This is a genomic window from Isoptericola sp. NPDC055063 (genome assembly GCF_053608125.1).
The window spans coordinates 379,085-403,591 of record NZ_JBSGUW010000001.1 but is presented as its reverse complement, the minus strand read 5'-3'; the positions used below and the strand labels follow the sequence as shown (position 1 = coordinate 403,591).

Below are 24,507 nucleotides of genomic sequence, written 5' to 3'. Positions count from 1 at the left end.
TCGGGTTGTCCGTCCGTCGGGTCGCCCGTCTGTCGGGTCATCTGTCCGCCGGGTCGCTCGTCGCGGCGTTGCCGGTCGGTGGATCCGGCCAGCGTCTGCCTGTGGGGTCTGATGGCGGGTCGTGGTGCGTCCGCCCGGTCGGAGAGGTCCAGGTGGCGACGCCGTCCGGCCCCAGGCTGCTATGCCATGCCGTCTGGTGTTTCAGCACGTGATGATGACGGCACAGGTGGGTCAGGTTGCCCGCGACGGTGCGCCCGCCGTCGGACCACGCGACCACATGGTCGACGTCGCACTGCACCGCCCGGCGGGAGCAGCCGGGGAACCGGCAGACGCCGTCCCGCGCCCGGAGGAAGGCGCGCAACGCAGCGGGAACGGTGTAGGTGCCGGGGTCGGTGGTGAGGACGCGCCCGTCGACGGGGTCCACGAGCAGCCGACGCAACGACGGTGCGGCCGCCGTGAGCAGTGCCGCGGTCTCCGCGTCCATCGGTCCGTGGCCGTCGAGCTCGGCGGCCTCCTCCGCGTGACCGAGCAGCGACAGCACCGGCACCGTCACCCGTACCGCCGGGACGATCCGGCGCGCGATCTCCGACAGGCGAGGTACGGACGTCGCGCTGCCCGCGTCCGTGCCGTCGGCGGACGTGCGACGTTCGGGCGTGCCTGTGAGGAGCAGGTCACCGAGGGCGTCGGCGCGAAGCTGCGCGCGTGTGCGGCTGTCGCCGTGCTCCTGTGCGCGCGATGCGGCGCTGGTGAGGCGGTCGTAGGCGGCGTGGGCGACGTGCGCGGGCAGGTGGGCGGTGAGCCAGGCCATGCCGTCGGCACCTGGGTCGACGTAGACGGCCCTCGACTCCGCGGCTCGGCGATGACGCTCCGCGAACGCCTCCGGGTGGACGAGGTCCCGGGCGCGACGGAGGCGTCGGCGCAGCTGTGGCACGGTGCACGTCGTCGCGCGGGGGAGCACGGCGGCCTCGACCCGGGCACGCGCGTGGGGGTCCGGGAGGTCGGCCAGGGTGTCGGCGATCGCGGTCGCGTGCGCGAGGGAGACGCTTCCCTGGGAGAGCAGGTCGAGGGTGGCCCGTCCAGGTTCACCCGCCTCGACCACCAGCGTGCGGGCGGTGTCGAGGAGGTGCGAGGCGGTCTGCTCGGTGAGGTGCAGGGCGGTGGCGAGGTCGGCGGTGAAGGCGCGCCGCGCCAGGTCGTGACGGCGTTCGGCTCCTGCGCGGTTCAGCGTGACGTCGTCATGGGCGAGCAGCTCGGACTCGGCACGCGCCGCAGCCACCCGCGCGCGTTCCACGGCGACCAGCTTGCGCGCCTCGAGCGCGTCGACGTGCCGCTGGAGCTCGACGGCTTCGTCGATCGCGGTCGACGCGTGCGCGAGCGACGGCGCCGCAGGGGGCAAGTCGGCGGGGCGCGATGTCGGCACGGTGTCGAACATGTGTTCGACCCTAGCGGGTGCCCCGGCGCCCCACAAGGGTGTGGACAGCCGCCTGTGGACAACCGTTCCCGCAGGTCAGGCGGACGCGAGGGTCTGTTCGAAGGCGGCGAGCACGGGCGCGTTGAAGAGGACGAAACGGACCTCGTCAAGGGCGGCGGGGTTGGCGTCGTCCCAGGTCCGGACGGCGGTGGTGGCGGCCTGCGCCACGTCGTCGGCCGCCCAGCCGTAGACGCCGGCGCCGACGGCGGGGAACGCGACGCTCCGGGCGCGCAGGTCGGCCGCGACGTCGAGCGACCGGGTGAAGCACGAGACGAGCAGGTCGGGGTCGGTCTCGCCCGCGTGCCGGTTCGGGCCGACCGTGTGGATCACCCACGCGGCGGGCAGGTCGAAGCCGGGCGTGGCGACCGCCTCGCCGACCGGCAGCCCGGCGGGCAGGGTGCTGGCGCGCAGCTCGCGGCACGCTGCGAGGAGTCGCGGCCCGGCGGCCGCGTGGATGGCGCCGTCGACCCCGCCGCCGCCCAGCAGCGACGAGTTCGCGGCGTTCACGATCGCGTCCACGGCGACGGTGGTGATGTCGCCGCGCTCCACGGAGACGTGCACGGTTCCTCCTCGGGGTGGCACCAGGTCGGGCGGCGCGCTCAGGCGGCGCGCAGCGCCTTGTCCTCGTCGGGCATGAGGATCCACAGCACGATGTAGGCGAGCACCTGCGGGCCGGGGATGAGGATCGACGCGACGGCGAGGACGCGGACGAGGCCGCGGCTCCAGCCGAGGTAGTCGGCGAGGCCCGCGCAGACGCCGCCGAGCACGCGGCCGAACTTCGGCCGGAACAGCTTGCGGCGGGGGGCGGGGGCGGGCTGGACGTACGGGGTCGAGGTGGGAGTGGTCATGTCTCGACGGTACGAGCGGCCCCGCGCGCTCGGTATCGGGTTCTCCCCCGGTTCGACCCTGAGGATTCGACCCTGAGGATCCGACCCCGACCCCGGTCAGGCCACGGCCGCCGCGACCCTCCGCTGCGACGCCCGGGCGAACTCGGGCCAGCGGTCCCAGTAGTAGGGCAGGGCGATCACGCCCTGCACCAGGGTCCACCCGCGCCCGCGCTCCCAGGCCCCGTCGTCGAGGTCGCCGCCCGGCCCGGCCCCGGCGGCCTCGCGGAACGCGTCGCGGTCCCGGCCGGAGAAGAGCCACCAGGCGGGCGGCAGGTCAGCCGCCGGGTCGCCGACGCCGAGGGCGCCCCAGTCGATGACGGCGGTCAGCCGGCCGTCCCCGCCGGTGCCGTCCACCAGGAGGTTGCCGGGCATGAGGTCGCCGTGCAGCCACGTGCCGGGCACCGGGTCGGACGCGGCCTCCAGCGCGCGGTCCCAGGCCTTGAGGACGGCGGGGCCGTCGACGCGGTCGCCGGCCTCGGCGGTGGCGCGGCGGACGTCGTCGTCCAGGCGGGCCAGCGGTACGCCGCGGCCCGTGCCGTCCTTGACCGGCCCGTCCGTCGCGTCGACGGCGCGCAGCGCGGCGACGAACGTGCCCAGGTCGGTGGCCGCGGCGGCGGGGTCCAGGTTCGGGGTGGCGCCCGGGTCGAGCGGGTCGGCCACGGCGGCGCCGGGCACCCACGGCACCACGGACCAGTGGAACGGGTACGCGTCGTCGGGCTCGCCCACGGCCAGCGGGGCGGGCACCGTCAGCGGGACGTGCGGCGCGAGGCGGGGAAGCCAGCGGGCGTCGGCGAGCGCGTGCTCCCCGGCCCACGCGATCTTCGGCATCCGCGCCACCAGGGCGTCGTCGTCGCCGCCGAGGCGGAACAGCAGGTGGTCGGTGCCCGACTCCCGCACCGGGGTCACTGCCAGTGAAGCCCACTGCGGGTGCTGGGCCGCGACCAGGCGGCGGACGTCGTCGGCGGTGACGGGGACCTCGTCGTCGTGCAGCGTCATGGCCCCGACCGTAGACGCGCCCGCCACCCCGCAGCCAGGCGATACTCGTGCGGTGCGGGGAACGGCGGCGGTGCTCAGGTCCGTGCTGGTGACGACGACGGTGGCGCTCGCGGCGGCCGCGTGCGACCCCGTCGCATCGCCGTCCGCGGGCCCCTCCGCGCCGCCGTCCACCGGGCCGGAGGCACGCCCCGAGGTCGAGCTGCCGCCCACGACGGGCGCGCTCGACTACCAGCTCGGCGGAGCGTCCGACGCGGGAGAGGCCGGCGGGACGGCCACTATCGACGTGGTCGTCCGGGACGCGACGGACGACCCGCTGCCTGGCGCGTACAACGTCTGCTACGTCAACGGCTTCCAGACCCAGCCCGGCGAGGAGGGCCGCTGGGTGGGGCGCGAGGACCTGCTGCTGCACGACGCGGACGGCGAGCCCGTCGTCGACCCGGACTGGCCCGACGAGCGTGTCCTCGACCCGTCCACCGCGGAGCAGCGCGAGGGGATCCTCGCGGTGCTGGGCCCGGTGGTCGAGGGGTGTGCGGCGGCGGGGTTCGACGCCGTGGAGCTGGACAACCTCGACACCTGGACCCGGTTCGACGCCGTCGACGAGGCGGGCGCGCACGCCCTCGCCCGCGCGTACGTGGACCTGGCGCACCGGTCCGGGCTGGCCGTCGCGCAGAAGAATGCCGCCGAGATCACCCGCCTCGCCCACGACGACCTGGGCTTCGACCTCGCCGTCACCGAGGAGTGCGCCGTGTGGTCCGAGTGCGCCGCCTACACCGACGTCTACGGCGACCACGTGCTCCAGGTCGAGTACCCGGACGCGCTGGAGGCGGCGGGCCTGACGTTCGACGAGGTGTGCACGCTCGAGGACCGCGCGCCGCTCACCGTGCTGCGCGACCGGGACCTCGTCGCGGCGGGTGCCGAGGGGTTCGTGTACGACGCCTGCTGACCGCCTCGCAGGGCCGCTCGCCGGCACGGCTGGTGCGCGCCGTCACCAGCCGCGAGGATGAAAGCACCGACGGCGGCCGAGGAGGGCGCGACCCGTGAGCTGGTACGCGATGGTGCTGGGAGCCCTGGGCGCGTGCGCCCTGGCGGGGGCGATCACGTCCGTCCCGGTGCTGGTGTCGCGGTGGATGCGGTGGCACGTCGGCTGGTTGCGGGCCGCCGTCGTGCTCCTCGTGGTGTACCCGGCGCTCCTGCTCGGCCCCGGGGACGCGCTGCCGGTGCTCGCGCTGCCGGCCCTCGTCGGGATGACGCTGGGCGAGTGCCTCGCCTGGGCGCACGTCGCCCGCGCGCACCCGCTGTTCACGCGCGAGGGGTACTGGGGCCGCGTCCTGACCCTGCTCGGGCGGCTCGGGGTCGCCGGCCGCGTGGCGGCCGACTACCGGGCGGCGGCCCGCGTGCTCGGCGCGGCCCCGGTCACCAGCCCCCGGGGCTGAGGACCTTGCGGATGCGCTTCTCGCTGACGGCGCCGTCGGTGCCGAGCTGCTGCGCGAACAGGGAGACCCGCAGCTCCTCGATCTGCCACCGCACCTCCGCGAGCTCGGCCGCGCGGGTCGGGTCGGCGGGCCCGGCGGCGTACGCGGCGCGGGCCTTGTCGTAGGCCTCGGTGACGTCGTGCACGCGCCAGGCGAGCTCGGCGTCGCGCGCAGGGTTCGTCTGCGCCTTCTCCAGCCGGTACGACGCGGCCCGCAGGTAGCGCACCAGGTGCGGCAGGCGCCGCGGCGGCGTCTGGGCCATGAAGCCGTCGTGGATCAGGCCGGCCACATGGTCGCGGATGTCCTGCAGCGTGTTGAGCAGCGCGAGGGACGACGACGAGCGCACCTCGCCCTCGACGGTCCGCCACGCGGTCAGCGCGGCGACCACGTGCCCGACGATCCGGTGCACCTCGTCCTCCAGGTGCCGACGCACGAACGCGCGGGCGTCGGCGTACGCGTCGGCGTCGCGGACCTGCTCCGCCACCGGGCCGCCGACGGGGGTGCCGGGTGCCTTCGCCGCGTCGGGGCTGGTCAGCGCGATGACGGCCGCGAGCTGCAGGTCGGACACCAGCGCCTCGGTGTTCCGGTAGGGCGCGGCGGCCAGCGTCAGCGACTGTGTCGACGACCAGCGTGACGTCACGCGCCCCGTCTGCAGCGCCGTCTCCGCCAGCAGCAGGCGCCGCACCCCGCGGGCGTGGGCGGCGTCCCGGCCGCTCGCGTCGGCGAGCACGCGCAGGGCGACCGACGGCCGGCGCTTCGCATCCTCTTCCTCGACCAGGGCGGGGTAGCCCTTGACGACGACGCCGCCGCCGAGGTCGGTGGACACGGAGTCGGGCAGGGCGCCGTCGGGCAGGCCCTCCGGCCAGGTCGTGAGGCCCGTCTGCTCGGGCACGACGGCGCTCGCGCCGCCCGTCGCGGTCGGCGCGGGGATGGTGGGCGCAGGCTTGCCCGGCGTCGGCGCGGGGGTCGCGGAGGCCGGCGTGCCCGACGAGCGTCGCGCCTCCTCGAGCGCCAGCCCGACGGCGCCCTTGACGGCCGCGCGGACCGCGGCCTCGGCCTGTGCCGCGAGCCGGCGCTGCAGGGACAGCAGGTCCTTGGACTCGTCGAGCGGCGTCGCGGCAGACCTGGGGCCCTTGCCGCGCGACTTCCCCCGACCCTTGCCCTTCGCCGGGGCGACGGGGGCCGCGGCGGCGTCCTCGACCCGGAACGTCATGCGCAGGTGCGCGGGCAGGCGCTCCACGCGCTCGGCGTCCCACACGTCGTCGGGGATGACGACGTCGCGCAGCGCCCGGACGGCGCGCGAGAACGCGGCGTGGAACGGCTCGGCCATGTCGCCGGCGCGGGTCATGTCCTCCCACGACGGCGTGTTCTCGCGCAGCCAGCCCGCGACGGCACGGCCGACGTCCGGCGCGGGCACGAGCTGCACGCGCACGGCCTTGGGCAGCGACTTGATGGTCGCGACGCACAGCTCGTCGAGCAGGCCGGGCACCATCCAGTCGAAGCCCTCGGGGGCCACCCGGTTGAGGATCGACAGCGGGACGTGCACGGTGACGCCGTCGGCGGCCGCGCCGGGCTGAAACTGGTACGTCAGCGGCAGCGTGACCTCGCCCTGCGTCCACGTCTCGGGGAACTCGGAGGTGTCCACGGCGTCGGCGTCGACGAGCTGGTCGAGCGTGAACGTCAGCAGGTCCGGCGTCTCGCGCTGCGCCCGCTTCCACCACCGGTCGAAGTGGGCGGCGCTGACGACGTCGTCGGGCACGCGCTCGTCGTAGAAGGCGAACAGGTCGTCCTCGGAGGCGACGAGCCCCCGCTGGCGCGAGCGCGCCTCGAGCTTCTCCGCCTCGGCGAGCAGGCGCCGGTTCTCGGCGAAGAACTTGTGGTGCGTGGTCCACTGCCCCTCGACGAGCGCGTGCCGCACGAACATCTCGCGCGCAGCCTCCGGGTCCACCTTCGCGAAGAGCACGGGGCGGTCGGCGACGATCGGCACCCCGTACAGCAGCACCTTCTCCGTGGCCATGGCCGCGCCCTGCTTGGTGGACCAGTGCGGGTCGGAGTACGTGTGCTTGGCCAGCGGCCCGGCGAGCTCCTCCGCCCACTCGGGCTTGATGCGGGCGACGTCGCGCGCCCACAGGCGGGACGTCTCGACGAGCTCGCCGGCCATGATCCACTCCGGCGGCTTCTTGCTCAGCGGCGAGCCGGGGAAGATCGCGAACCGGGCGCCCCGCGCACCGACGTACTCGTTGCGGGCGCGCTTCGCCGCCTGCCGCAGCGCGCGGGCGCGCGCCTCGCCGCGCAGGTGCGCCACCGACGACGCCTTGATCTCGCCGGTGTCCTGCATGCCGATCTGGCTGAGCAGCCCGGCCAGCAGCGATCGGTGGATGGTGTCGTCGTCCCAGACGTGTTTCAGGTCGGCGTCCGACTCGGCCCCGGGTGCGTCCGAAGTCGGGTCGGACGCCTTGCGGCGCGCGGGGCCGGTGGGGGTGTAGCGCATGTCGATGCCGAGCGGCTTGGCCATCTCGCGCAGCTGCGCGACGACGTCCTGCCACTCGCGGATGCGCAGGAAGTTCAGGTACTCCGCCTTGCACAGGCGGCGGAACGCGGACGAGCCCATCTCGTGCTGCTGGCCGCGCACGTACTCCCACAGGTTCAGGGCCGTGAGGAAGTCCGACTTCTGGTCGGTGAACCGGGCGTGCAGCTGGTCGGCCTGCGCGCGGGACTCGGCCGGGCGCTCGCGCGGGTCCTGGATGGACAGCAGGGCCGCGATGATCGCGACCTCGCGCGCGACGCCCTGCTTGGCGCCCTCGATGATCATGCGCGCCAGGCGCGGGTCCATCGGGAGCTGCGCCAGCGTGCGGCCGACGTCGGTGAGCCGCGTCGCGCCGTCCTTCGTCTCCAGCGCGCCCAGCTCGGACAGGAGCTGCACGCCGTCGCGCACGGCCCGCGTGTCCGGGGGCTCGACGAACGGGAACTTCGCGACGTCGTCGGGGGTCTTCACGACGCCGACCGAGATCATCTGCAGCAGCACCGATGCGAGCGACGTGCGCAGGATCTCCGGCTCGGTGAACTCGGGCCGACTCTCGAAGTCGTCCTGCGAGTAGAGCCGGATCGCGACGCCGTCCGCCACGCGGCCGGACCGCCCGGAGCGCTGGTTGGCGCTCGCCTGGCTGATCGGCTCGATCGGCAGCCGCTGCACCTTGGTGGCCTTGGAGTAGCGCGAGATGCGCGCCGTGCCCGGGTCGACGACGTAGTGGATGCCCGGCACCGTCAGCGACGTCTCCGCGACGTTCGTTGACAGCACGATCCGTCGGCCCGGGTGCGACTGGAAGACGCGGTGCTGCTCGGCCGCGGACAGTCGTGAGTACAGCGGCAGGATCTCGACGAAGTCCGGCCGCTTGGCGTCCCGCACGCGGTCCTTGAGGTGTCCCTCGAGCGCGTCCGCGGCATCGTGGATCTCCCGCTCGCCGGAGAGGAACACGAGGATGTCGCCGGGGCCCTCGCGCATCAGCTCGTCGCAGGCCTCGACGATGCCCGTGACCAGGTCCTTCTCCTCGCCCTTGGCCTTCTTGGGCTGGTCCGGGTCCGTGTCCGGGGAGAGCGGGCGCCAGCGGATCTCGACCGGGTAGGTGCGCCCGGTGACCTCGACGACGGGCGCGGCGTCGGGCAGGACGTCGACGACGGCCTCGGGAGCCCCGCCGACCTCGGCGAGGTGCGACGGCGAGAAGTGCGCGGCGAAGCGCTCGGAGTCGATCGTCGCGGACGTGATGACGAGCTTGAGGTCGGGACGCCGTGGCAGCAGCCGCGACAGGTAGCCCAGCAGGAAGTCGATGTTGAGCGACCGCTCGTGCGCCTCGTCGATGACGATCGTGTCGTAGGCGAGGAGGTCCGGGTCCCGCTGGATCTGGGCCAGCAGGATGCCGTCCGTCATCACCTTGACGAGCGTCTCCTCGCTCGAGGTGTCGGTGAACCGCACCTGGTAGCCGACGACGCCGCCGAGCGGCGTCCCCAGCTCCTCGGCGACGCGCTCGGCGACGCTGCGGGCCGCGATCCGCCGCGGCTGCGTGTGCCCGATCTGCCCCGCCCGGCCGCGGCCCAGCTCCAGCAGGATCTTCGGCAGCTGCGTCGTCTTGCCGGAGCCCGTCTCGCCCGCGACGACGACGACCTGGTGGTCGCGGATGGCGGCCGCGATGTCGTCCCGGCGTGCCGAGACCGGCAACTGCTCGGGGTAGACGATCGGCGGCACCTCGACGGCGGCGCGGATCGCGGCGGCCTTCTCCAACTGCTCGCGGTTCACCCGGCGCGGGCCCGCCTTTCGGGGGCCTCGGCCCTGCCCGCGTCCGCGCCCTCGGCCACGACCCCTGCCGTGTCCCCGGTCCTGGGAACGACGCGCACCGCCGTCGTCCGACGACGACTGCGGTGCGGGGCTGTGCTCGGTGCTCACGACGTCCCATTCTCTCAAGCCCCGCAAGGTGATTCGTGCCCGGCTACGCGGCGACCGTCGCGCCCGTCGCCGCTCCCGTCCCCGCGCCGCCGTCGGGCCGCGCCAGGTACCGGCGCAGCGCGACGAAGGCGACCGCGACCACGACCGCGAGCACCACGGTGAGGTACACGCTCGCCTCGGTGCCGAACTCGCCGCCCGTGAGGGCCGCACTCGACCCGTCCGCGGGGGCGAGGCGCACGAGCGTGTTGTCCCGGGCCTCCCCGCTCACCGCGATGCCGAGCACGTTGCCCTGCACCATGTTCCAGCCCGCGTGGATCCCCATGGCCGTCCACAGGGTGCCCTGCCGCAGCACGAGCAGGCTCACGAAGATGCCGAACAGCGTGATGTTGAGCTTCGCCAGGAGGTTGCCGCCGGGGTGGATGAACGCGAACAGCGCCGCGAGGAGCACGACGGCCAGCCAGGCGGGCCACGAGTACAGGTGCCGCTGCAGCAGGAAGCCGCGGAACACGATCTCTTCGCTGCTGCCCTGGATCAGCCAGATCGGCAGGGTGGCCAGGACGAGACCCAGGGCTCCCGTCCGCGTGAGCGTCCCCGGCCCGCCGTCGACCACGACCAGCTGCCCGGACAGGATCGACGGCAGCGCGCCGAGCGTGACGAGCGCCCCGCCGAGCACGAGACCTCCCAGCAGCCGGGCCCACCAGCGGCGGTCGCGCAGCCCGAGCGACCCTGCCGGGCGCCGCTCGTAGAGCACCACCCACAGCAGCACGATGGCGATGGGCCACAGGTCGGTGACGCCCTCGATCACCTGCGACGCGAAGCTGGACAGGTCGTTTCCGTGGCCGGTCGCGATGCGGATGCCGGCGCCGATCACCACCTGCACCACCAGCACGGCGAGCACGATGCCGACGACGTACGTCAGCCAGATCGGCGTCCGGCGGCGGCCCTCGTCGATCGCGCGGACGAACGGCAGGTCACGGACGCGCACCGTCGGCGCCCTCCGCCTCGACGGCAGGGGTTGCATCGGACGCCGTGCGCTCGTCGGCACCGCGGATCACCCACGCGACCACGGCGAGCCCGAGCAACCCGATCAGCGGGGTGGCGAGGCCCGCGACCGGCACCGTCTCGTCGTCGACGAAGTTCACCGTGAACACCGACACGTCCCACAGCCCGTGCAGCACCATCGACCACACCAGCGAACCGGTGACGCGCCGCAGGATGTAGAACACGGTGCCGGACCCGGCCGCGATCAGGGCCTGGAGCAGCGCCTTCTCGGGCGCCAGGCCGGAGACGGTGTTGGCCAGGTGCATCGCGCCGAACAGCAGGGTGCTCAGCAGCCACACCCCGGCCTCCCGGTAGCGCGAGCGCAGGGCGACCAGCAGGACGCCGCGGGCGGCCAGCTCCTCGCAGAATCCCACGCCGACGCCGAGCAGCAGCAGCGCGATCAGGAAGGAGGCGTCGAACGCGGACCACTCGGTCTGTGCGAAGCTCACCAGCGCGAGCATCGCCATGAGGACGGGCACGACGACGGGCCACCGGCGCGCGCTGGGATGCCGGTCGTGCAGCGCGGGCCGCCACCAGCCGAGGGCGGTCGTGACGGCGACGAGGTAGACCGCACCGACCACGAACGACGGCACCGTGACGCGGTAGATCGACTCCGCGCTCGCCCCCACCTCGTCGAACGGCACCCCGGAGATCTCGGCCACCACCACGACGATCACCAGGTACCCCACGAGCACCGCCACCCCGATCCATGCACGAGGCCGTACGCGCACGACACCACCAGCCTTCCGCTCGACGTTCCCGGACGTGCACGGCTCCGTCGCCGCGCCTTCATCGTCGGGGCGGTCGGCGCTTCCCGCGACCGGACGTCACGGCGCCCGGCTGACGGCGACGTCGCCCGGAGGCGGCCCGGAGAAGCTCACCGGCGAGGCGACGAAGAGCCCCGCCGCGAGCACGGCGAGCACCGTCCCGGCGGCGCACCACCGGGTCACGACCGTCGCCGCCCGGGCCTGGAGGGTGCGGCGCGCGAGGACCACGACCCCGAGCCCGGCCAGGCCGCCCGCGGTGTTGACGACGACGTCGGTGACGTCCGAGCTCCCCACCGCCAGCACGTACTGCGCGACCTCGAGAAGCGCGCTCGCGCCCGCGAGGGTGCCGGCGACCTTCCACCACGGCCACGCCGGCGCGAGGAGCCCGAGGTAGACGCCGAAGGGTAGGAAGATCACGAGGTTCAGCATCAGCTCGACGGGCTCGCTGGCACCCGCGTGGGCGGTGGCCACGAACGGCACGAGCTTGACGACGCGCTGCCCCGCCTCGCCGGTCCAGGGGACGCCGAGCTTCCACAGCACGAGCCACGTGAGCAGGACGAGGTACGTCGCGAACAGCAGGGGCAGGAGCCGCGGGCGCGGCGCGGGGACGGTCATCGCCCCAGCCCACCCGTCGCCATGTTGCGGGAGCGTATGCGAATCACGCCGCGCCGTGTGGCGATGCTCGAGCGCGACGACGTACCGGGAGCCCTTCGGGGGGCCCGGGCTCAGGGCAGGTCGACTCAGGGCAGGTCGACGTAGAGCCGCCGGTCGGTGCCCCCGCCGCGCGTCGGGTGGCTGCCGGGTGCGTGCAGGAACCACTCGTCCACCGTCAGCACGTACAGCCGCAGGTCGGACTCGCCCGAGAGCTCGGCGGGGGTGAACGGGCTCAGGCCGCGGGGGTCGGCGTACGCGGCCGCGCAGCGTTCGGCCAGCTCGTCGTCCGGCACCTGCCGGGCGCGCCCGGTCACGTAGACCGCCTCGCCGGCGCCGATCGCGCGGGTCGAGTCGAAGACGACGGCGTCGACCCGCGGTTCGGTCGCGACGTTGCGGGAGTGGTGCGCCCGGGGGTTCGACACCCAGTACAGGTCGCGGCCTGCCTGGGTGAAGAAGACGGGCGAGGCGTGCGGGGCGCCGTCGGCGTCGACGGTCGCGAGCACCAGGTACCGGACGGCGGTAAGGACGCGGCGGGCGTCGGCGACGAGGTCGGGGTCGGCGGGGGGCGGGGGGCCCTGCGGGGGAACGGTCATGCGGGGGTGGACCGGCGCCCCGGACCGGAGTCATCGGGGCGCCGGTCGGTCCGGCTCACGGCACGCGGTAGCCCGCGGCGCGGAACAGCTCGTACCACTCGGCCCGCGTGAGCGGGAGGTCCGAGCCCTGCGCGGCGCCGGCGACGCGCTCCGGCGTCGTCGTGCCGAGCACCACCTGCATCCCCGCCGGGTGACGCGTGATCCACGCGACCGCGATCGCGATGGGCGGCACGTCGTACTTCGCCGCGAGGCGGTCGATCACGGCGTTGAGCTCGGGGTAGTCGTCCGAGCCGAGGAACACGCCGGTGAAGAAGCCGGCCTGGAACGGCGACCAGGCCTGCACGGTGATGTCGTGCAGGCGGCAGTAGTCGAGGATGCCGCCGCCGTCGAGGGTGAGCGACTGGGTCTCGCCGGCCATGTTGGCCGCCACGCCCTGCGCCACGATCGGCGCGTGCGTGATCGACAGCTGCAGCTGGTTCGCGACGATCGGCTGCCGCACCGAGCGCTTCAGCAGCTCGATCTGGCCGGGGGTGTGGTTGGAGACGCCGAAGGCGCGGACCTTGCCCGCCGACTCGAGATCGTCGAACGCGCGCGCGACCTCGTCCGGCTCGACGAGCGCGTCCGGGCGGTGCAGCAGGAGCACGTCGAGGTAGTCGGTCCCCAGGGCCTGCAGCGAGGCGTCGACGGACTCCACCAGGTGCTCGTACGAGAAGTCGAAGTACGGCCCCTCGCGCACGATGCCGGCCTTGGACTGGATGGTGAGCTGCTCACGCTCCGACGGCGTGAGCTGCATCGCCTCGGCGAAGCGGCGCTCGCAGCCGTGCAGCTCCTCGCCGTACACGTCGGCGTGGTCGACGAAGTCGATGCCGGCGTCGCGGCCGGTGCGGACCAGCTCGCGGACGGCGTCGTCGTCCAGCTGCTGGATGCGCATGAGGCCGAGCACGACGTTCGGGACCTGGCGGCCGGTGGTGCCCAGGGGGACGGTTCTCATGAGTGGTCTACCTCGATCGGGGGAGAGGTGTGGCGGTGGGGGTGGTGCGGCGGGCTCAGGAGCCCGACAGTTCAGGAGTCGGAGAGCGCGGCGAGCTCGTCGGCGGTGAGGACGAGGTCCACGGCGCGCGCGGAGTCCTCGATGCTCGCCGGCCGCGACGCCCCGGGGATGGGGACGACGACGGGCGCCAGCGCGAGCTCCCACGCGAGCGTGACCTGCTGCGGGCTCACGCCGTGGGCCTCGGCGACGCGGCCGAACGCGGCGTGCGCCGTGCCGACCTCGCCGGCCCGGTTGATCCCGCCGAGCGGGGACCAGGGCAGGAACGCGATCCCGAGGGCCGCGCAGTGCTCGAGCTCGGCCAGGCTGGAGCGGAACGCCGGCGAGAACTGGTTCTGCACCGACGCGAGGCGCCCGCCCAGCACCTCGTTCGCCTCGTCGATCTGGGCGACGCTCGCGTTCGAGATGCCGGCCTGGACGATGACGCCCTCGTCGAGCAGCTCGACCAACGCACCGACCGACTCGGCGTACGGCACGGCGGGGTCCGGGCGGTGGAACTGATAGAGCCCGATCGCCTCGACGCCGAGGCGGCGGGCGGACTCCCGGGCGGCCTTCTTGAGGTGCTCGGGGCGCCCGTCGCGGGTCCACGACCCGTCGCCGGGGCGCAGGTGGCCGCCCTTGGTGGCGACCAGGACGGCGGACGTGTCGCCGCCCCAGGAGCGCAGCGCGCGGGCGATGAGCTCCTCGTTGTGGCCGACCTCGCCGGCGTCGCGGTGGTAGGCGTCGGCGGTGTCGACGAGGGTGACCCCCGCGTCGAGCGCGGCGTGGATCGTGGCGACCGAGCGTGCCTCGTCGGGGCGGCCCTCGATGGACATCGGCATGCCGCCGAGCCCGATCGCGCTGACGGTCTGGGTTCCGATCGTGCGAGCTTCCACGGCTCTCCTTGTGTCGTCGGTGCCCCCGACGATAGGAAGATCACCGTTGATGAGTCCAACAACTGGACGTGATGGGTTTCAGCACGGGGAGCGATCAATGGAGCTGCGGCAGATGGAGTACCTCGTCGCGGTGGCGGAGGAGGGCCACTTCACGCGCGCGGCGGCGCTGTGCGGCGTCACGCAGTCCGGGCTGTCCGCCGCGATCCGCAACCTCGAGCGCGAGCTCGGCGCCGACCTGTTCCTGCGCACCACGCGACAGGTCGCGCTCACGGACGCCGGGCGGGCGCTGCTGCCGTTCGCACGGCGCATGCTCGCCCAGGCGGCCGCGGGCCGCGACGCCGTCGTGCGCGCGAGCCACCAGATCTCGGGCCGCCTGCGGCTCGGGGCCGAGCAGTGCCTCGGCGTGGTCGACGTCGCGCCCCTGCTCGAGCGGTTCCGCCTGCGCTACCCGCTCGTGGACGTCCAGTTCACCCAGGCGGGCTCGCGCGAGCTCACCGCCCAGGTGCGCGCGGGCGACCTCGACGTCGCCTTCGTCGCCGCCACCGAGCACCTCGGCGCGTTGCGCCGGCTCGAGCTCGGGCGCCGCCCGATCGTCCTGCTGACCCACGCGACCGACCCCCTCGCCGCCGCGCCCGCGGTCGCCTGGGAGGACCTCGTCGACCGCGACTTCGTCGACTTCCGCGAGCAGTGGGCGATCCGGCGGCTCGCCGACGCCGCCTTCGCCGACCGGCACCTCGAGCGACGCGTGCGGATGAGCGTGGACGACGTCCACACGCTGCTCGACTTCGTGCAGCGCGGCCTCGGCATCGCCGTCGTGCCGCAGCACGTCGCCGCCAAGCCGCAGGCGGCAGGGCTGGCTGTGCTGGACCTCCCCGCTCGCGGGACGCCCGAGTGGGTGGTCGCCGCGATCGCCTCGCCGACGGCCGAGCCCACCGCGGCGCGCCTGCTGGAGCTCGTGGGGGAGGCCAACCTGGCCGTCGCGCAGCCGGCGTGACCGGGTCCCGGGCCGGGCGTCCGGCCGGTAGGTCGTTCGTTCGGTCGGGCGGTCGGAGTAGCGTCGGCACGGCCCGACCGCCGGGCCCCCGAGGAGGTCTTCGATGCGCGTCGCCGTCCTGGACGACTACCAGCAGGTCGCCCACCGCTTCGCCGACTGGGCGGGTCTGGGGGCGGAGGAGGTCGCGTTCCTCGACCACCCGCTGCCCGACGACGACGCCGTGGCCGCGGCGCTCGACGGGTACGACGTCGTGGTGGCGATGCGGGAGCGCACGCCGTTCACCGCCGCGCGGCTGGCGCGGCTGCCCGACCTGCGGCTGCTGGTGACGACCGGGCGCCAGAACGCGTCGATCGACCTCGACGCCGCCCGCGAGCGCGGCGTCGTCGTGTGCGGCACGGAGTCGCCCGCGAACGCCACGCCCGAGCTCACGTGGGCGCTGATCCTCGCCGTGCTGCGGCACCTGCCGGCGGAGGACCGGGCAATGCGCGACGGCGGGTGGCAGCACACCGTCGGGGGCGACCTCGAGGGGCGTCGGCTGGGTCTGGTCGGGCTGGGCCGGATCGGCTCGAGGGTGGCGCGCGTCGGGCTGGCGTTCGGGATGGACGTCGTCGCCTGGAGCCAGAACCTCGACCCGGGGCGCGCCGCGCAGGCCGGCGTGCGCGCCGTCGCGAAGGACGCGCTGTTCGCGACGTCGGACGTCGTCACCGTGCACTACACGCTGAGCGACCGCAGCCGCGGCATCGTGGGCGCCGGCGACCTCGCGCGCATGAAGCCCACCGCCGTGCTCGTCAACACCTCGCGCGGCCCGCTCGTCGACACCGGCGCGCTGCTCGCCGCGCTGCACGACGGCCGCATCGGCGGGGCCGGGCTCGACGTGTACGACGTCGAGCCGCTGCCCGCCGACCACCCGCTGCGGTCCGCGCCGCGCACCGTGCTCACCCCGCACCTCGGCTACGTCACCGAGGCCACGTACCGCACGTTCTACGGGCAGGCGGTCGAGGACGTCGCCGCATGGGCGGCCGGGGAGCCGCGGCGCGTGCTGACGTAGTCGGCGTCAGACCGACATTCCGGCGCCGTCGAGCGTCGACGTGGTCACGGAGAAGAACGACAGCATGCCGCCGAACACGACGAGCCCCATGAAGACGGCGTAGAGCACCGCGAGCGACGAGAAGATGATCGACAGCCAGAGGCCCCACCGGCCCAGCGGGTTGTCGACGCCGGCACGCTTCGACTCCGACAACGCCATCGCGGAGACGACGATCCCGGCGGGCGCGACGACGAACGCCAGCACGAAGCCGACGATGCCCATCGTCCGGCCGGGCGGTTCGGGCGCGTAGGCGGGGTACGGGTAGCCCTGAGGCGGGTACTGCCCCTGCGGCGGCTGCGGGTAGCCGGGCTGGGGATAGCCGGGCTGCGGGTACCCGGGCTGCGGGGCCTGCTGCTCCCCGGCCTGCGGCGCCGGCTGCTGGCCGGGCTGCGAGTACGGCTGGTACGGCTGGTAGGGATCGCTCACGGGGACAGTGTCGCGGAGCGGCGGCCCCGCGCCAAGGGCGTCGTCACGACGGCGGCACGGCGCGGGCGTACCGCGCCGCCAGCGCGCGCAGGTGCTCCACCAGCTCGGGCGGCTCGGTGACGTGGAAGTCGAGGCCGAGCATGCCGATCCACACGGCCACGACCTCGACGCTGTCGCCACCGGTGACGAGCACGCTGCGCCCGTCGGGCAGCGCGCCGACGGTGCCGACGGCCGGGTTGATGCGGGCGAGGACCTCCTCGGCGGCCGCGTCCACGACGATGCGGGCGTGCACGGCCCAGCCGGTGCGTGCGACCTCCCGCACCACGAACTCGGAGAAGTCGCCGGGGAACGGCACGGGGTGGAAGCGGCGCCCACCCGGTGTGCGCAGCCGTAGCCAGTCCATGCGGTACGGCGCCCAGGCGCCGTCGTCGGGCCCGGCCGGGCCGACCGTGCGCGCGACGAGGAACCACCGCCGCTGCCAGGAGACGAGGTGGTAGGGCTCCAGCTCGACGGGCTCGTCCCGGTAGAGGGCGCGCAGGCCCTGGCGGTCCCGGATGGCGTCGGCGACGGCGGCCAGGGTGCCGGAGTCGACGCCCGGGTCCTCGACGTTGGAGCCCGTGTTCTCCGGGCCGGTGGTGCTCGCGTCCCGGATGGCGGCCAGCCGGCGGCGCAGCCGGTCGGGCAGCACCTGCTCCAGCTTGGTCAGCGCGGACCGGCCGGACTCCTCGAACCCGGCGGTCGCCGTCGCGGCGCGCAGGCCGACGGCCACCGCGACGGCCTCCGCGTCGTCGAGCAGCAGCGGGGGCAGCCGGGCGCCGGCGCCGAGCCGGTACCGGCCACCGGGCCCGCGCACCGCGTGCACCGGGTAGCCCAGCTCGCGCAGCCGCGCGATGTCGTTGCGGACGGTGCGGTCGGTGACGTCGAGCCGGTCGGCGAGCTCGGCGCCCGACCAGTCGGGCCGCGACTGGAGCAGGCCGAGCAGCGCCAGCAGCCGTGCCGAGGTGGACCCCATCGCGACCTCCCGGGGACGCGCCGAAAACTCGTCGGAACCCGTCGAGAATAACGGAAAGAACCGTTCCTGAACCCTTCCTACGGTAGGTGTCAGGAGCTCGGGGAGGGACCCGGCTCACGACCTCGGGAGTACGCCATGACCGCCTCGACGACCGCCCTGGAGCTCCGCCCCTTCTCCGTGCACGTGTCGCAGGCCGACCTCGACGACCTGCGCGAGCGCCTCGAGCGCACCCGCTTCGCGCCCGCCGCGCCCGGCGACTCGTGGGAGTACGGCACCCCCGAGTCCTACCTGCGCGCCATGGTCGAGCGGTGGAAGGGCTTCGACTGGCGCGCGGTCGAGGGTCGGCTCAACGCCTTCCCGCAGTTCACCGCCGAGATCGACGGCCAGCCGCTGCACTTCCTGCACGTGCGCTCGCCGCACCCGGACGCGACACCCCTGCTGCTCGCGCACACCTACCCCGGCTCGGTGCTCGACTTCCTCGACATGATCGGCCCGCTGGTCGACCCGGAGGCCCACGGCGGACGGGCGGAGGACGCCTTCGACGTCGTCGTCCCGTCCATGCCCGGCTTCGGCTTCTCGACGCCGCTGGTGGGCGGGGAGTGGACGATGGCGCGCGTCGCGCGCACGTACGACGCCCTGATGCGCGGGCTCGGCTACGACTCGTACGGCGTCCACGGCAGCGACGGCGGGGCCATGGTGGGCCGCGAGCTCGCCGTCCTCGACCCCGAGGGCTTCCGCGGCGCGCACGTGCTGCACCTGTTCTCCTTCCCGTCCGGCGCGCCGGGGGAGATGGACGACTTCGGGCCGAAGGAGTACGCGGCCCTCGCGCACGCCCAGTGGTTCCAGTCGGTGGGCGGCTACAACGCGATGAACGCGTCCCGGCCGCAGACGGTCGCCGCCGGCCTGGCGGACTCGCCGGTCGGGACGCTGGCGTACTCCGAGCTCTTCGAGAGCTTCGGCAACGGCACGTCGCTCGTCACCGCCGACCAGGTGCTGGCCCAGGCGTCGCTCTACTGGCTGACCAACACCTACGCGACGGCCGCGCGCTACCACTACGCGGAGCAGCGGTCCGGCGCGGAGCCCGTCGTGAGCACGGGGCGCCTCGGCGTCGCCGTCTTCAAGGACGACTTCCAGACCATCCGCAGCCTCGCCGAGCGCGACAACGCGCGCATCGAGCACTGGTCAGAGTTCCCGCGCGGCGGCCACTTCGCGGCCATGGAGGTGCCCGACGATGTCGTCGCCGACCTGCGGGTCTTCTTCGGCTGAGGTGTAGCGGCGGTCTGTTCGGCAGGGAGCTGATCACTTCGGCACGGGTAGCTGCCGAACAGATCGGCTCCCTGCCGAACAGATCCGTGCGGCATGGTGGAATCGGAGGGTGTTCACCCGCTCCCGCTCCCACCTCGACCTGGTCCCCCGCCGCGTGCGCGTGCATGCCGTCCGCGAGCTGAGCGGCACGCTGCGCCGCACGACGTTCCGCGACGTCGACGGCGCGGACCCCGCCGCCGCGACGTCCCTGGCGGCGCTGCGGGCGCCCGGCCCGGAGGACCACGTGAAGGTGTTCCTGCCCGACCCGGCCACCGGCGAGCTGCACGCCCCGACCCTCGCCGCGGACGGCGGCCTCCAGCGCCCGACGGGCGTCGTGTCGATCTCGCGCGACCTCACGGTCCGCGCCGTGCGTGCGGTGGACGGGGTGGCTGAGGTCGACGTCGACTGGGTGCTGCACGGCGACGACGGCCCGGCCTCGGCGTGGGCGGCCCGCGCGGCGGAGGGCGACGAGGTGGTGCTCGCCGGGCCGAGCGGCAGCGCGGAGCTGCCCGACGGAATCGGGCGGCTCACGCTCGCCGGCGACGAGACCGGCCTGCCCGCCCTCGCGCGCTGGGCGGAGGCCGTCGGCCCGGACGTCCCCGTGACGGCGATCGTCGAGATCGGCGACGACGTCGACGAGGCCCACGTCGAGGGCGAGCTGGCCGGCGCGACCGTCGAGATCCTCTACCGCACCGACGGCCCCGGGCAGCTCGCCGACGCCGTCCGCTCCCTGGGCGGGCTGGAGGCCGACGAGCTGTTCGTCGGGCTCGGCGAGGCCGGCGACCTCGTCCCCGTGCGCCGCTACCTGCGCCGCGAGCTGGGGCTCCCCGCCGAGCAGGTGCTGGTCTCCGGCTACTGGCGGCGCGGGGTGGTCAACCTCGACCACCACCTGCCCGTCGACCCGACCGACCCGGACTGACGGGACGCGTCAGGCGACGGCGCTCTGCGTCTCGCCGCGCAGCGCGTCGATCTGCTCGTGGAGCCTGGAGAGCTGGTCGGCGACCTGGCTCGCGCCCTTGTCGCGGGCCTCGCCGGTCACGTACCGGACCTCGGCGGACGCGGCCTCGAGCGCGACCTGCGCGTCCTCCAGGGCGACGACGGCGCCGTCGGCGGAGGTGGCGGCGCGGGCGAGGGCGTCGCGCGCCTCGTCGGTCGCGGCCTGCGCGGAGCTGATCGCGTCGGCGACCTGGGTGCGCAGCGCGGCGGGCACCTCGGTGGCCCGCTGCAGCTGCTGGAGGTCGACGTCGAGGGCCTCGGCCTGGCTCTTCGCGTCGGCGATGAACGACTGGACGTCCTCGGTGGGGGCGGAACACGCGCCCAGCATCATGGTCACGGCGAGCAGGCTCACCGCGGCCAGACGGGTCGTCGTCTTGCCCTTCGAAGTCGTCGCTGACGTCATGGGCACGATTCTGCCCTGCTGACCTGAATAAACCCTTACGACGACGTGGAGATCTTGCACACAGCCCTCCTTCCGTCATCGCGCGCTCACCGGATCGCTCACCGGATGTCGCAGCGCGCGACCGGGGGCACGATGACCCCCATGAGCGCGCTGACGACGTCCGAGCTGACGGCGATCTACACCGACCTCCACGCCCACCCCGAGCTCGGGTTCGCCGAGCACCGCACCGCCGGCATCGTCGCCGAGCGCCTGCGCGGGTGGGGCTTCGACGTGCACGAGGGGATCGGGGGCACGGGGGTGGTCGGCGTCCTCGCGCACGGAGCCGGTCCGCGCGTGCTGCTGCGCGCGGACATGGACGGGCTGCCCGTCACGGAGCGCACCGGCCTGCCGTACGCGTCCACGGACACCGCGACGACGCCGGAGGGGCGCGAGTCCGGCACCATGCACGCCTGCGGGCACGACGTGCACGTCACCTGCCTGCTGGGTGCGGCCGCCGCGCTCGCGGGGCGGGACGACTGGTCGGGCACGCTCGTCGTCCTGTTCCAGCCGGCGGAGGAGGTCGGAGAGGGCGCCCGGCGGATGGTCGCGGACGGGCTCTACGACCGCATCGGCGTGGTGCCCGACGTCGTGCTGGGCCAGCACGTGATGCCGCTGCCGGTGGGTGTCGTGAGCCTGACGTCCGGGACGGCGATGGCGGCGGCGGACTCGCTGCGCATCACCATGCACGGCTCCGGCGGGCACGGCTCCAGCCCGGAGGCCACCGTCGACCCGGTGGTGATGGCCGCCGCCACGGTGCTGCGGCTGCAGGGCATCGTGGCGCGCGAGGTCGGCGCCACCGAGTCGGCCGTCGTGACCGTCGGATCGGTGCAGGCGGGCACGCAGGCCAACGTCATCCCCGACCGGGCGGACCTGCTGGTGAACGTGCGCACCTTCGACGCCGGCGTCCGCGAGCGGGTGCTCGCCGCGATCCATCGCATCGTCGACGCGGAGGCCGCCGCGTCCGGCGCGCCGCAGCCTCCCGAGTACACGTCCGTCGCCACGTTCAACCTCACCACGAACGACCAGGCCGCGAGCGCCCGCACCCGGGTCGTGCTCGAGCGGACGCTGGAGGCGCAGCGCTCCCGCGTGGAGGCGGCCGGTGGGCACCCGCAGGTCGTGAGCCTGCCGCCGATGCCCGGGTCGGAGGACGTCGGCGACCTCGCGACGGCGGCCGGCGTGCCGCTGGTCTACTGGTTCCTCGGCGGGTTCGACGCCGCGCTCTTCGCCGGCTTCGACCCCGCCGCCGCGACCGGGATGGGCGGGCTGCCCGACGGAGTGGCGCCGAACCACTCGCCGTTCTTCGCGCCGGTCCCCGAGCCGACCCTCGACCTCGGCGTCGCGACCCTGGTCGCGGCGGCGGAGGAGTGGCTGGGCTGACCCACGCTCGATTCCCCCGGCGGGTCAGCGGGCGCCCAGGCGGCGGCTGATCTCGGCGGCGGCGCGGCCTGCGGCAGCGGCGAGGTCCGCGCGGCGGTCGTCGTCGACGTCGTCGGACCAGAACGTGAGCGCGACGCCCGCCACGGGGTGGCCGGTGTGGTCCAGGGCGGCGTGCGCGACGGACGCGAGGCCGGTCGTGACCTCGCCGTCCTCGGTGGCGTGGCCGCGGCGGCGGGTGTCGCGCAGCACCTCGCGCAGGTCGCGCAGGGTGCGCGGCCCGACGCCCGTGCGGTCGGCGAGCGCCGCCGCCGACGGGAACAGCGCGCGCACCTGCGCGGCCGGCAGCAGTGCGAGCACCGCACGGCCGCTGGCGGTGAGGTGGCTGGGCAGGCGCACGTCGACGTCGGTCACCAGGCTGGGCCGGTGCGGCGCGCGCTGCTCCACGAGGTACAGCACCTCCCGGCCGTGCAGGACGGCGAGGTGCGCACTCTCGCCGGTCGTCTCCACGAGCCGCGCGACGACGGGGCGCGCCAGCCGTGCGAGCGGCGCCTGCCGCGCGTACGCCGACCCGAGCGACAGCGACGCCGTCCCGAGCCCGTAGCGGTGCTCCTCCGGCAGGTGGGTCACGAAGCCCTCGTCCACCAGCACCGTGAGCAGGTGGTAGACGGTGGAGCGCGGCAGGCCCAGGTGCTGCGCCACCGCCGCGGCCGGGACCGGGCCCGCCTGCGCCGCGAGGTACGTCAGCACCCGCAGCGTGCTCCGCGCCGCGGGGACGTCCGCCACGGTCATCTCCTCTCGTCGTCCCACCGCGAGGTAGTGCCTTCTGTCCTCCGGTAGGTCGCGGGGTGCACTACCGGAGGACGGAAGGCACTACCTCGCGAGCGGCTCGGCGGTGTCTGGGATCCCAGACTGAACCTCGGCGAACCCCGTGTCCAGCGGCCCCGCGACGGTGTGTGCTGGCCACATGTCCGCAACGCTGCAGCAGGCCGGCGACCCCGCCGGCCGCACGACGACCCACTCGGTCGCGCCCCTGTCCGACGTCGTCGTCGAGGTCACGGGAGATCCCCTGACCGTCGACGACGTCGTGGCGGTCGCCCGGCACGGCGCGCGGGTGCGCCTCACCGACCGCGCGCTGGCGGGGATGGCCGGGAGCCGCGCCGTCGTCGAGTCGCTGGCCGACGACGACCGCCCGCACTACGGCGTCTCGACCGGCTTCGGCGCCCTCGCCCGCCGCCACATCCCCACGGACAAGCGGGCCCAGCTGCAGCTGGGGCTGGTGCGCTCGCACGCCGCGGGCAGCGGCCCCGAGGTGGAGCGCGAGGTGGTGCGCGCGCTGCAGCTGCTGCGCCTGGCCACGCTCGCCACCGGCCGCACGGGCGCGCGCCCCGTCGTCGCCGAGACGTACGCGGCGATGCTCAACGCGGGCGTCACGCCCGTCGTGCACGAGTACGGCTCCCTCGGCTGCTCCGGCGACCTCGCGCCCCTGGCGCACGTCGCGCTGGCCGCGCTCGGGGAGGGGCGGGTCCGCGACGCCGACGGCGAGCTGCGGGACGGGGGAGAGGCGCTCGCGGCGGCCGGCATCGCGCCGCTGGAGCTGCGGGAGAAGGAGGGCCTGGCCCTCATCAACGGCACGGACGGCATGCTCGGCATGCTCTGCCTCGCCCTCGACGACCTGCACCGCCTGCTCACGACGGCGGACGTCGCGGCGGCCTCCAGCGTGGAGGCGCTGCTCGGCTCGGACGCGCCGTTCGCGGCGGACCTCGTCGGGATGCGCCCGCACCCGGGGCAGGCGGCGTCGGCCGCGAACCTGCGGGCTCTGCTCGCGGGGTCGCCCGTCGTGGCGAGCCACCGGACCCTCGACGCCGACGGCCGCCCCGAGTGCACCCGCGTGCAGGACGCGTACTCGCTGCGCTGCGCGCCGCAGGTGCACGGCGCCGCGCGCGACACGGTCGACCACGCGGAGGCGGTCGCGGGGCGCGAGCTCGCCTCGGCGATCGACAACCCTGTCGTCACGGTGGACGGCCGGGTCGAGTCGAACGGCAACTTCCACGGCGCGCCCGTCGCGTACGTGCTCGACTTCCTCGCGATCGCCGTGGCCGACGTCGCGAGCATGAGCGAGCGGCGCACAGACCGGTTCCTCGACGTCGCGCGTAACGAGGGCCTGCCCGCGTTCCTCGCCGACGACCCGGGCGTCGACTCCGGCCTGATGATCGCCCAGTACACGGCCGCCGGGATCGTCTCGGAGCTCAAGCGGCTGGCCGCGCCGTCGAGCGTCGACTCCATCCCGTCGTCGGCGATGCAGGAGGACCACGTGTCCATGGGCTGGGCCGCCGCCCGCAAGCTGCGCCGCGCCGTCGACGGCCTGGGCCGCGTACTCGCCGTCGAGCTCATGACCGCCGCCCGCGCCCTCGACCTGCGCTGCACCCCCGCGACGGGCCTGTCGCCGGCCGCGGGCACCGGCGCCGTCCACGCGCTGCTGCGCGCCGCCGTCCCCGGCCCCGGGCCGGACCGGTTCCTCGCCCCCGAGATCGAGGCCGTGACGCGGCTCGTGGTCGGCGGCGAGGTCGTCACCGCCGCCGGTGCCGCCGTCGGCCCGCTCCGCTGACCCCACGACCGAAGGAGACCG

At 74.7% G+C, this 24,507-nt stretch carries 23 protein-coding genes; 8 read left to right on the top strand and 15 right to left on the bottom strand.

Translation table 11 applies throughout. The annotated features are described in order from the left end of the window. Positions 1 to 37: 37 nt before the first annotated feature. The 4 genes from ACWF41_RS01810 to ACWF41_RS01795 all read right to left on the bottom strand — a co-directional run bounded on the left by ACWF41_RS01810 (position 38) and on the right by ACWF41_RS01795 (position 3,354). A complete protein-coding gene (locus ACWF41_RS01810; RefSeq protein ID WP_380317718.1) occupies positions 38 to 1,432 on the bottom strand; it encodes an HNH endonuclease signature motif containing protein in 1,395 nt (464 codons plus the stop codon). A 75-nt stretch (positions 1,433 to 1,507) separates the two neighbouring features. Then, positions 1,508 to 2,032, bottom strand: a complete 525-nt coding sequence (locus ACWF41_RS01805) for an O-acetyl-ADP-ribose deacetylase (protein WP_380317715.1) — start codon at positions 2,030 to 2,032, stop codon at positions 1,508 to 1,510. A gap of 38 nt (positions 2,033 to 2,070) precedes the next feature. After that, a complete protein-coding gene (locus ACWF41_RS01800; RefSeq protein WP_380317712.1) occupies positions 2,071 to 2,319 on the bottom strand; it encodes a PspC domain-containing protein in 249 nt (82 codons plus the stop codon). A gap of 96 nt (positions 2,320 to 2,415) precedes the next feature. Then, positions 2,416 to 3,354: an aminoglycoside phosphotransferase family protein gene (locus ACWF41_RS01795; RefSeq protein WP_380317709.1), complete on the bottom strand. Its 939-nt coding sequence runs from the start codon at positions 3,352 to 3,354 to the stop codon at positions 2,416 to 2,418. A gap of 52 nt (positions 3,355 to 3,406) precedes the next feature. Here ACWF41_RS01795 and ACWF41_RS01790 point away from each other — a divergent pair, with 52 nt between their 5' ends. Further along, positions 3,407 to 4,297, top strand: a complete 891-nt coding sequence (locus tag ACWF41_RS01790) for an endo alpha-1,4 polygalactosaminidase (protein ID WP_380317704.1) — start codon at positions 3,407 to 3,409, stop codon at positions 4,295 to 4,297. A 94-nt stretch (positions 4,298 to 4,391) separates the two neighbouring features. After that, positions 4,392 to 4,787, top strand: a complete 396-nt coding sequence (locus tag ACWF41_RS01785; RefSeq protein WP_380317701.1) for a hypothetical protein — start codon at positions 4,392 to 4,394, stop codon at positions 4,785 to 4,787. On the opposite strand, the gene hrpA is transcribed toward ACWF41_RS01785, so the two are convergent. The 7 genes from hrpA to ACWF41_RS01750 all read right to left on the bottom strand — a co-directional run bounded on the left by hrpA (position 4,768) and on the right by ACWF41_RS01750 (position 14,242). After that, positions 4,768 to 9,117 (bottom strand): ATP-dependent RNA helicase HrpA, encoded by a 4,350-nt coding sequence (gene hrpA / locus ACWF41_RS01780; RefSeq protein WP_380317698.1) that lies wholly within the window; start codon positions 9,115 to 9,117, stop codon positions 4,768 to 4,770. The genes ACWF41_RS01785 and hrpA overlap by 20 nt on opposite strands. Before the next feature lie 190 nt (positions 9,118 to 9,307). Next, the gene (locus ACWF41_RS01775; RefSeq protein WP_380317695.1) at positions 9,308 to 10,249 is read right to left on the bottom strand and encodes a CPBP family intramembrane glutamic endopeptidase; all 942 of its coding nucleotides are present in this window, start codon (positions 10,247 to 10,249) and stop codon (positions 9,308 to 9,310) included. Next, positions 10,236 to 11,006, bottom strand: coding sequence for a CPBP family intramembrane glutamic endopeptidase (locus tag ACWF41_RS01770; RefSeq protein ID WP_380317692.1), 771 nt, complete (start codon positions 11,004 to 11,006; stop codon positions 10,236 to 10,238). The genes ACWF41_RS01775 and ACWF41_RS01770 overlap by 14 nt, the downstream gene beginning before the upstream one ends. Positions 11,007 to 11,132: 126 nt before the next feature. Then, on the bottom strand, positions 11,133 to 11,687 hold the full coding sequence (locus tag ACWF41_RS01765) for a VanZ family protein (RefSeq protein WP_380317689.1): 555 nt from the start codon (positions 11,685 to 11,687) through the stop codon (positions 11,133 to 11,135). 125 nt (positions 11,688 to 11,812) lie between these two features. Beyond that, positions 11,813 to 12,319 carry a pyridoxamine 5'-phosphate oxidase family protein gene (locus ACWF41_RS01760; RefSeq protein ID WP_380317686.1) on the bottom strand — a complete coding sequence of 169 codons (507 nt, stop codon included), beginning with the start codon at positions 12,317 to 12,319 and terminating at the stop codon, positions 11,813 to 11,815. A 55-nt stretch (positions 12,320 to 12,374) separates the two neighbouring features. Next, positions 12,375 to 13,310: an aldo/keto reductase gene (locus tag ACWF41_RS01755; protein ID WP_380317684.1), complete on the bottom strand. Its 936-nt coding sequence runs from the start codon at positions 13,308 to 13,310 to the stop codon at positions 12,375 to 12,377. A 71-nt stretch (positions 13,311 to 13,381) separates the two neighbouring features. Beyond that, on the bottom strand, positions 13,382 to 14,242 hold the full coding sequence (locus ACWF41_RS01750) for an aldo/keto reductase (protein ID WP_380317682.1): 861 nt from the start codon (positions 14,240 to 14,242) through the stop codon (positions 13,382 to 13,384). Between the two features lie 97 nt (positions 14,243 to 14,339). On the opposite strand from ACWF41_RS01750, the gene ACWF41_RS01745 reads away from it, so the two are divergent. Both ACWF41_RS01745 and ACWF41_RS01740 read left to right on the top strand, forming a co-directional pair. Next, positions 14,340 to 15,236, top strand: coding sequence for a LysR family transcriptional regulator (locus tag ACWF41_RS01745; protein WP_380317679.1), 897 nt, complete (start codon positions 14,340 to 14,342; stop codon positions 15,234 to 15,236). Between the two features lie 103 nt (positions 15,237 to 15,339). Next, positions 15,340 to 16,284, top strand: coding sequence for a D-2-hydroxyacid dehydrogenase family protein (locus tag ACWF41_RS01740; protein ID WP_380317676.1), 945 nt, complete (start codon positions 15,340 to 15,342; stop codon positions 16,282 to 16,284). Positions 16,285 to 16,290: 6 nt separating this feature from the next. On the opposite strand, the gene ACWF41_RS01735 is transcribed toward ACWF41_RS01740, so the two are convergent. Then, positions 16,291 to 16,749, bottom strand: a complete 459-nt coding sequence (locus tag ACWF41_RS01735; protein WP_380317674.1) for a hypothetical protein — start codon at positions 16,747 to 16,749, stop codon at positions 16,291 to 16,293. Positions 16,750 to 16,792: 43 nt separating this feature from the next. After that, the gene (locus ACWF41_RS01730) at positions 16,793 to 17,761 is read right to left on the bottom strand and encodes a helix-turn-helix transcriptional regulator (RefSeq protein ID WP_380317671.1); all 969 of its coding nucleotides are present in this window, start codon (positions 17,759 to 17,761) and stop codon (positions 16,793 to 16,795) included. A gap of 135 nt (positions 17,762 to 17,896) precedes the next feature. On the opposite strand from ACWF41_RS01730, the gene ACWF41_RS01725 reads away from it, so the two are divergent. After that, on the top strand, positions 17,897 to 19,027 hold the full coding sequence (locus ACWF41_RS01725; RefSeq protein ID WP_380317668.1) for an epoxide hydrolase family protein: 1,131 nt from the start codon (positions 17,897 to 17,899) through the stop codon (positions 19,025 to 19,027). Between the two features lie 109 nt (positions 19,028 to 19,136). Further along, positions 19,137 to 19,985 (top strand): siderophore-interacting protein, encoded by an 849-nt coding sequence (locus tag ACWF41_RS01720; protein ID WP_380317665.1) that lies wholly within the window; start codon positions 19,137 to 19,139, stop codon positions 19,983 to 19,985. A gap of 9 nt (positions 19,986 to 19,994) precedes the next feature. On the opposite strand, the gene ACWF41_RS01715 is transcribed toward ACWF41_RS01720, so the two are convergent. Beyond that, entirely contained in the window at positions 19,995 to 20,465 is a 471-nt protein-coding gene (locus ACWF41_RS01715; protein ID WP_380317662.1) for a hypothetical protein, read from the bottom strand. 141 nt (positions 20,466 to 20,606) lie between these two features. On the opposite strand from ACWF41_RS01715, the gene ACWF41_RS01710 reads away from it, so the two are divergent. Then, entirely contained in the window at positions 20,607 to 21,881 is a 1,275-nt protein-coding gene (locus ACWF41_RS01710; RefSeq protein ID WP_380317659.1) for an amidohydrolase, read from the top strand. A 24-nt stretch (positions 21,882 to 21,905) separates the two neighbouring features. Here the strand turns inward: ACWF41_RS01710 and ACWF41_RS01705 are convergent, their stop codons facing one another. Continuing rightward, a complete protein-coding gene (locus ACWF41_RS01705; protein WP_380317656.1) occupies positions 21,906 to 22,670 on the bottom strand; it encodes an IclR family transcriptional regulator in 765 nt (254 codons plus the stop codon). Between the two features lie 175 nt (positions 22,671 to 22,845). Between ACWF41_RS01705 and hutH the strand changes: the two genes are divergently transcribed. Continuing rightward, on the top strand, positions 22,846 to 24,486 hold the full coding sequence (gene hutH, locus ACWF41_RS01700; protein ID WP_380317653.1) for a histidine ammonia-lyase: 1,641 nt from the start codon (positions 22,846 to 22,848) through the stop codon (positions 24,484 to 24,486). Positions 24,487 to 24,507 lie beyond the last annotated feature (21 nt).

Coding starts and splice junctions, on each gene's coding strand:
- ACWF41_RS01810 (WP_380317718.1), bottom strand. CDS start 1,432: ATGTTCGACACCGTGCCGACATCGCGCCCCGCCGACTTGCCCCCTGCG.
- ACWF41_RS01800 (WP_380317712.1), bottom strand. CDS start 2,319: ATGACCACTCCCACCTCGACCCCGTACGTCCAGCCCGCCCCCGCCCCC.
- ACWF41_RS01795 (WP_380317709.1), bottom strand. CDS start 3,354: ATGACGCTGCACGACGACGAGGTCCCCGTCACCGCCGACGACGTCCGC.
- ACWF41_RS01765 (WP_380317689.1), bottom strand. CDS start 11,687: ATGACCGTCCCCGCGCCGCGCCCGCGGCTCCTGCCCCTGCTGTTCGCG.
- ACWF41_RS01760 (WP_380317686.1), bottom strand. CDS start 12,319: ATGACCGTTCCCCCGCAGGGCCCCCCGCCCCCCGCCGACCCCGACCTC.
- ACWF41_RS01755 (WP_380317684.1), bottom strand. CDS start 13,310: ATGAGAACCGTCCCCCTGGGCACCACCGGCCGCCAGGTCCCGAACGTC.
- ACWF41_RS01745 (WP_380317679.1), top strand. CDS start 14,340: ATGGAGCTGCGGCAGATGGAGTACCTCGTCGCGGTGGCGGAGGAGGGC.
- ACWF41_RS01740 (WP_380317676.1), top strand. CDS start 15,340: ATGCGCGTCGCCGTCCTGGACGACTACCAGCAGGTCGCCCACCGCTTC.
- ACWF41_RS01730 (WP_380317671.1), bottom strand. CDS start 17,761: ATGGGGTCCACCTCGGCACGGCTGCTGGCGCTGCTCGGCCTGCTCCAG.
- ACWF41_RS01725 (WP_380317668.1), top strand. CDS start 17,897: ATGACCGCCTCGACGACCGCCCTGGAGCTCCGCCCCTTCTCCGTGCAC.
- ACWF41_RS01715 (WP_380317662.1), bottom strand. CDS start 20,465: ATGACGTCAGCGACGACTTCGAAGGGCAAGACGACGACCCGTCTGGCC.
- ACWF41_RS01710 (WP_380317659.1), top strand. CDS start 20,607: ATGAGCGCGCTGACGACGTCCGAGCTGACGGCGATCTACACCGACCTC.
- ACWF41_RS01705 (WP_380317656.1), bottom strand. CDS start 22,670: ATGACCGTGGCGGACGTCCCCGCGGCGCGGAGCACGCTGCGGGTGCTG.
- hutH (WP_380317653.1), top strand. CDS start 22,846: ATGTCCGCAACGCTGCAGCAGGCCGGCGACCCCGCCGGCCGCACGACG.